Source organism: Planktothrix mougeotii LEGE 06226, assembly GCF_015207485.1.
GTDB lineage: Bacteria > Cyanobacteriota > Cyanobacteriia > Cyanobacteriales > Microcoleaceae > Planktothrix.
Window position 1 is genome coordinate 46,683 of record NZ_JADEWU010000035.1, and the last position, 6,683, is coordinate 53,365.

General features: G+C 38.4%; 6 protein-coding genes. 4 read left to right on the plus strand and 2 right to left on the minus strand.

Annotated elements, in window-relative coordinates; translation table 11 throughout:
* Positions 1–106: 106 nt before the first annotated feature.
* The 4 genes from IQ236_RS15415 to IQ236_RS15430 all read left to right on the plus strand — a co-directional run bounded on the left by IQ236_RS15415 (position 107) and on the right by IQ236_RS15430 (position 4,680).
* On the plus strand, positions 107–931 hold the full coding sequence (locus IQ236_RS15415) for a polysaccharide deacetylase family protein (protein WP_193870054.1): 825 nt from the start codon (positions 107–109) through the stop codon (positions 929–931).
* A gap of 29 nt (positions 932–960) precedes the next feature.
* Positions 961–2,250, plus strand: a complete 1,290-nt coding sequence (locus IQ236_RS15420; protein WP_193870055.1) for a nucleotide sugar dehydrogenase — start codon at positions 961–963, stop codon at positions 2,248–2,250.
* A gap of 4 nt (positions 2,251–2,254) precedes the next feature.
* Positions 2,255–3,241 (plus strand): NAD-dependent epimerase, encoded by a 987-nt coding sequence (locus IQ236_RS15425; RefSeq protein ID WP_193870056.1) that lies wholly within the window; start codon positions 2,255–2,257, stop codon positions 3,239–3,241.
* A 320-nt stretch (positions 3,242–3,561) separates the two neighbouring features.
* A complete protein-coding gene (locus IQ236_RS15430) occupies positions 3,562–4,680 on the plus strand; it encodes a site-2 protease family protein (RefSeq protein ID WP_193870058.1) in 1,119 nt (372 codons plus the stop codon).
* Positions 4,681–4,778: 98 nt separating this feature from the next.
* On the opposite strand, the gene IQ236_RS15435 is transcribed toward IQ236_RS15430, so the two are convergent.
* On the minus strand, positions 4,779–5,327 hold the full coding sequence (locus tag IQ236_RS15435) for a hypothetical protein (RefSeq protein ID WP_193870060.1): 549 nt from the start codon (positions 5,325–5,327) through the stop codon (positions 4,779–4,781).
* 150 nt (positions 5,328–5,477) lie between these two features.
* Positions 5,478–6,095 carry a L,D-transpeptidase gene (locus IQ236_RS15440; protein ID WP_193870062.1) on the minus strand — a complete coding sequence of 206 codons (618 nt, stop codon included), beginning with the start codon at positions 6,093–6,095 and terminating at the stop codon, positions 5,478–5,480.
* Between the last annotated feature and the right edge of the window lie 588 nt (positions 6,096–6,683).

The following is a 6,683-nucleotide window of genomic DNA, read 5'->3' on the forward strand; positions in this document are numbered from 1 at the left end:
GGGGCGGGGTTCTCCCACCCAAGATCCCGTAGGGGTGGGGTTCTCCCACCCAAGATCCCGTAGGGGCGGGGTTCTCCCGCCCTTAAAGAGTTAAGAGAATAAAATCATGAATCAAAACTTATCTAAAACAGCGATTATTTCTATTGATGTTGAAACGGACTGGGGGGGTAGACTTCCCGCTTCTGCTGAAACAATTCGAGGAGTTAAAGTAGGTTTACCCCAGATTTTTGAGATTTTAAATCAATATCAATGTCCGGCGACCTTATTTATTAATGGAGAAATTGTTCCCTATATTCAACAAGAAATTAATATTTCGATTCAAAAAGGCTTTGAAATCGGTTCTCATGGCTTTACCCATCGAAAAATGCCTGAATTATCAAAGGATGAAATTATCGAAGAATTAACGAAATCAAAAGCGATTTTAGAAGATTATACAGGTCAAAAAATTAGAGGGTTTCGTGCGCCCCAAGCTCGAATTCCTCAAGGATTATATCACTATTTAAAACAAACTAATTATGAATATGATTCCTCCGTATTTGCCGGAAAAATGCCCTCTCGGTTTAATAATCAAAATGTTCCCATTGAACCCTATTTACAAGATAATATTTGGGAAATCCCCGTTAATAGTTTACCCTTAATTCCCTTACCAATGGGGTTATTATGGATTGATTTATTTCAATTATCCTTAATTCAACTGTTATCCTCTGTTTCTCCCCTTCCGCCTATTGTTCAAGTTTATATGCACCCCTTTGATTTTATTCCTGCCTATTCTGTCGAAGATTTATCAATTCCCTGGGGAGCAAAATTATGGTATACTCGTCAACAAGGTTCAGCCTTAAAAACCCTAAATCGTTTACTATATTGGTTACAACAATTAGGGTATACTTTTAAGACGGCGGGTGACGTGATTACTTCTTATTCAATATCATAATCCCCTAATCTTTTATCTTTAAAATAATAATGTATTCTCATTCCTATCGCATTGCTGTTCTTGGTTTAGGATATGTCGGTTTACCCGTTGCTATTGCCTTTGCTGAAGTTTTCCCCGAAACCGTTGGATTTGATATTAAACTAGAACGAGTAGAAGCTTTAAAACAAGGGATTGATATTACCGGAGAAATTGACAATGAAAGGTTAAAAAATTCACCTTTAAACTTTACAGCATCTCTTCAGGATTTAAAAGACTGTAACTTTTATATTGTAGCAGTTCCCACCCCCGTTGATAAGAATAATCAACCTAATTTAACACCCTTAATTAAAGCCTCAGAACTCTTAGGAAAAGTGATTAAACCCGGAGATATTATTGTTTATGAATCAACGGTTTATCCAGGGGTGACAGAAGAGATTTGTGGTAAAATATTATCAGAAACTTCCGGTTTAAAACAAAATATTGATTTTAAATTAGGCTATTCTCCAGAACGAATTAATCCTGGGGATAAATCCCATACCTTAGAAAAAATTGTGAAAGTGGTTTCGGGAGAAGATGAACCCACCTTAAATAGTATTGCTGAAGTTTATAGCAAAATTATTCAAGCCGGGGTTTATCGTGCACCTTCAATTAAAGTCGCAGAATCAGCGAAAGTAATAGAAAATATTCAACGGGACTTAAATATTGCTTTAATGAATGAATTGGCTATCATTTTTGATCACTTAAATATCCGTACCCAAGATGTATTAAATGCAGCTAAAACCAAATGGAATTTTTTACCTTTTACCCCTGGATTAGTAGGCGGTCATTGTATTGGCGTTGACCCTTATTATTTAACAGCAAAAGCAGAAGAAATGGGCTATCATCCCCAAGTTATTTTAGCAGGAAGACGGATTAATGATAGCATGGGGACTTATTTAGCTCAACGCTTGGTTAAACTGTTAATTCAAGCCAATTGTTCCATTCCTAATGCAAAAGTCGGAATTTTAGGATTAACCTTTAAAGAAAACGTACCTGATTTACGCAATAGCCGTGTTCCTGATATTGTAGCGGAACTGAATCAATTTGGAATTCAACCGTTAATTCATGACCCCTTCGCTGACCCTGTTGCCACTCAACAAGAATATGCTATGACATTAGTACAGTGGTCAGATTTATTGAACCTAGATGCAATGATTCTCGCGGTTCCCCATCAAACGTACCTTGACCTTCCTTTAGAACAACTATTAGGATGTTTAGGAAATCAAGGTGTTTTGATGGATGTCAAATCTGTTCTTAACCCTAATTTAATACCCTCTTATATCCACTACTGGAGTTTATAAAAAAATGGCAAATTTATTAGTCACTGGTGCGGCTGGGTTTATTGGATTTCATCTGTGTCAACGGTTATTAGACCGAGGAGATACTGTTATCGGAATTGATAATATTAATGATTATTATGATATCTCTCTGAAACACGCCCGTTTAGACCTATTAAAAAATCGGGAAGGATTTACTTTTAAAAAACTAGATTTAGCCGACCGAGAGGGAATGAATCAGTTATTTGCAGAGGGAAATTTTCAACGAGTCGCTCATCTTGCCGCCCAAGCTGGGGTACGATATTCTTTAAAAAATCCCTATGCTTATCTCGATAGTAATTTAGTGGGTTTTTTGAATATTTTAGAAGGATGTCGCCATTCCCAAATTCAACATTTAGTTTATGCCTCTTCCAGTTCCGTTTATGGGGAAAATAAGAAAATTCCCTTTTCCGTTGAAGATAACGTAGATTATCCCGTTAGTTTATATGCAGCAACCAAAAAAGCTAATGAATTAATCGCCCATAGTTATAGCCATTTATACAATATTCCCTCAACGGGATTACGATTTTTTACTGTTTATGGCCCTTGGGGTCGTCCTGATATGGCGATGTTTATTTTTACCAAAGCTATTCTCGAAGATAAACCCATTGATGTATTTAATTATGGCAAAATGCAACGGGATTTTACCTATATTGATGATATTGTCGAAGGTGTCATTCGTACCTTAGATAGAATTCCTCAACCGGGTGAAAATCCCCAGACAACAGCCCCCTATAAAGTGTATAATATTGGTAATAATCAACCCGTTGAATTGTTGCATTTAATTGAAGTATTAGAAACAGCATTAGGCAAAACTGCCATTAAAAACTTTATGCCCATTCAACCCGGAGATGTGCCCATGACCTATGCTGATGTTGATGCTTTAATTCAAGATGTAAACTTTCAACCCAATACTTCCATTGAAGTCGGAGTGCAACGGTTTGTAGAGTGGTATCGTTCTTATTATCAAGTTTAAAGTTAACCGCAGAAACCGGGTTTCTTAACTCTAATTTTGATGTTATCCCCTGAACTAGAACAGAAACCGGGTTTCTTAACTCTAATTTTGATGTTATCCCCTGAACTAGAACAGAAACCCGGTTTCTTAACTCTAATTTTGATGTTATCCCCTGAACTAGAACAGAAACCGGGTTTCTAAGACAAAGCGGAAAACCGTACTCAATCGTCTAGTATTTACAACCTGGGGCGGATTGCTCAGTTTTTTTACAATTCGTTACGATAGGGTTATGAACAGCCAGAAGTTAAATTAGCTTTTGGATGAGTTGAGAGGTAGCCAACATGAATGGCTCTATTCGCGTCGGTAATTTATTCGGAATCCCTTTTTATATTAACGTTTCCTGGTTTATTGTTCTGGCATTAATGACCTTAAGTTATGGCGGAAGTTTAGCAGCCCAATTTCCCCAATTGGGTTTAGGACTGCCATTTCTATTAGGATTAATTGCTGCGTTACTGTTATTTGCTTCTGTTTTAGCCCATGAATTAGGACATAGTGTTGTCGCCATCAAACAAGGAATTAACGTTAAATCAATTAGCTTATTTTTGTTTGGTGGATTAGCCAGTTTAGACCAAGAAGCAAAAACACCTGCTGGGGCTTTTTGGATTGCCATTGCAGGGCCGTTAGTGAGTTTATTCCTGTTTGTTGGGTTAACTTTGATGGGTTCTTATTTGACCTTAGCAGCCCCATTAACAGCCTTAATTAATCTCTTGGCTTATGTTAATTTAGCCTTAGCTATCTTTAACTTAATTCCCGGTTTACCCCTCGATGGTGGCAATATTCTCAAAGCACTCATCTGGAAAATTACAGGTAATCAATTTAAAGGCATTGTATTTGCTAGTCGCGTCGGTCAAGGATTTGGTTGGTTAGCAATTTTATTAGGATTTTTACCTCTATTTGCCGGAGGTTCGATTAATTTCTGGACAATCTTAATCGGTTGGTTCCTGTTAAGTAATGCCGGAATTTTAGCCAAAGATGCCACCCTCCGCAATCAATTATCTCAATTTACCGCAGAGGATGCCCTAGTTGATGAAAATCCGATTGTTCCTCAAACTCTTTCTTTACGAACCTTTGTCAACGATTATATTATTGGAAAAACCGCAACCCGTCAATTTTTAGTCACCAATGAAGCGGGGGAATTAGTCGGTCAAATTAGTGGGGATGACCTGAAACCAATTCCCACCTCTCAATGGCCGTTAATTCAAGTTCAAGAAGTGATGCAACCTGTGGAATTTTCAACAACTGTTGATGCCAAACAACCCCTCTTAGATGTGGTGAATGTTTTGGAACAACAACAATTAAATGAATTACCCGTTGTTCGCAATGGGGTGTTAGTGGGATTTATTGAAAAAGCATCGATTCGCCGTTTATTAGAGCAACGTTTGCAAGCGAATCCCGCTTAGAAATTAACCGATTGACTAACATAGGGGCGAGGTTTCCTCACCCTTAAAATTATTATCTAATGTAGGGGCGAGGTTTCCTCGCCCTTTTATATTAGTCTCTACAGCAACCAAGTGCTACTGGAAAAATCATCATTAGAAACAGGTTGAGAGGGGGAAGAATAGGGACGAGGGATGATTTGAGCCTTGGGTTTGACAATGGCTTTAGATTGTGGTGGTTGCGCTTTCGGTTGTAAAGCTTGTTTTAAAGATTCATTCTCTTCTTTAAGGTTTTTTAATTCATCAATTAATTTAGAATTTGCCTCGGATAATTGTAACGCAGCCTCTTGCGCTTTTTGTAATTTTCCTTTTAAATCTGCCTCTTGAATTTCGGTTTTCATGCGGTCAATAAATTGATTTTTATCATCTAATTCAGCTTGTAATTTTAAAACTTTTTCTTGAAGGGAACGTTCTTGTTTTTGAGCCGTTTCTAAATCTGTTTTCAACTCAACAATTTTCTCTAATAAGTCGGGTTGAGCCTCAAATTCTGTGGGTGAGGCAGTTGATTGAACTCCAACCCCACTTTCATCGACGACAACTTCCACTTCAGCCGTTGCACTTTTTTCAGTTTCTTGCCGTACCATATCGGAAAGACGTTTCCGCGCCATCATTCCTCCCCTTGGGTGAGCATTAATTTTCAAATAACCTTAATACGCCTTAGCTTATCAGATCTTTGATGTCTTTTGAGACAATCAAAAAAGGAATCAGATGAGTTTGAACTCAATTTGATTCCTCAAAATCTCGATAACACCTAAATTAGATTAAGGTTCAACAATAACGGGAGTCCCGACTTCCACCTGCTCAAATAAAGCCACAACATCCTCATTCCGCATCCGTACACAACCGTGAGACGCGGCTTGTCCAATTGAATTGATTGTCGGGGTTCCATGAAATCCAATCACATCTTTTCCATCTGTCCAGAACCCAATCCAACGCAATCCTAACGCACTATTAGGCCCTGGAGAACGAACTTCTCCTGTCCAGGGGTCTTGCCAAACGGGATTTTCAATCTTTTGCATGACTTTAAAATTCCCCGTCGGCGTTTCCCATCCTTCTTTACCCACAGCAACGGGATAACTGGTAACGACTTGTTCTCCTTGATACAGATAAACCCGACGTTGGCCCAACCGCAAAACTAGACGTCTTGGCTGTTCTAAGGAGGGCAAAAATAAACCCGGGTCATCTAAGGGGGGAACATCCGGGTTGAGGTTTTGAGCGGGAAGGATAGGAACAACCGTAGAAGACGCAGAACTGACCGTTTCCGATGAAATAGGCGTTTGTGCCTTCAAGGGTTGTCCTAATAAGAATAAAGTGGCTAGGCTAATACCAGTAGCGATAAAAGATTGAGATAAAAATTGAGTGTTGACTCTGGCGGTCATATTGGACTCCTCACTCAGAAATAATATTGATAGTAGGAAACACGAGAAAAAGAAAGGTGTGGAGAACAGACAGTTAACAGTCCTAGGGGCAAGGTTCCCCACTCGTACCCGTCAAGCGTCTATATCCTAAGTTTTGGCAATTGTTATAATGTACCCTAAAAAATAGGACTAAGCAAACTTAAAACAGTTCCAAAAGTTTCGTCACAATCAAAAAACTGAGTTTCTCAACCTCCCCTTTTAGTTTTATTCCTTAAACTGAGGTCAGAATCAAGAAATAATCAGAAACCGGGTTTCTTAAGCTATCTTTCGGTTAAGAAACAAAAGTTATGACAGAAACCCGGTTTCTTAAGCTATCTTTCGGTTAACCAACAAAAGTTATGACAGAAACCGGGTTTCTTAAGCTATCTTTCGGTTAACCAACAAAAGTTATGACAGAAACCGGGTTTCTTAAGCTATCTTTCGGTTAACCAACAAAAGTTATGACAGAAACCGGGTTTCTTAAGCTATCTTTGGGTTAACCAACAAAAGTTATGACAGAAACCGGGTTTCTTAAGCTATCTTTGGGTTAACCAACAAAAGTTATGACAG